Source organism: Gordonia sp. UBA5067 (assembly GCF_002414845.1).
Taxonomy (GTDB): domain Bacteria; phylum Actinomycetota; class Actinomycetes; order Mycobacteriales; family Mycobacteriaceae; genus Gordonia; species Gordonia defluvii.
This window is the reverse complement of sequence record NZ_DIAX01000044.1, coordinates 1-253: the sequence shown is the minus strand read 5'-3', so window position 1 is coordinate 253 and position 253 is coordinate 1. Positions and strand designations below refer to the sequence as shown.

Sequence of the window (253 nt, the reverse complement as noted above, 5' to 3'; positions counted from 1 at the left end):
ACACGATGCCGACCTGCATCTCGCGGTCGATGACCCGGTCGTGCAGGCCTCGCGGCGGAAGGTTCATGACGTCGTCCGGGGGCGGGTCGAAACCCATGGCGAGGGCCGGTGCAGTGTCGGTGAGCAGGTTGATCCACAGGATCTGGGTGGCGAGCAGCGGCACGGCCAAGGTACCTCCGGCCTCGTCGAGGCCGATGACGCCGGCGGCAACGACACCGAGGAGCATCGTCAGGACCTCACCAGCGTTGGAGGA

At 67.6% G+C, this 253-nt stretch carries 1 protein-coding gene; it reads right to left on the bottom strand.

The genetic code is table 11. The features are described 5' to 3' along the window. A partial coding sequence (locus tag B4M62_RS06680; protein ID WP_290706201.1) for a cation transporting ATPase C-terminal domain-containing protein occupies nucleotides 1–253 on the bottom strand: 253 nt, incomplete at both ends.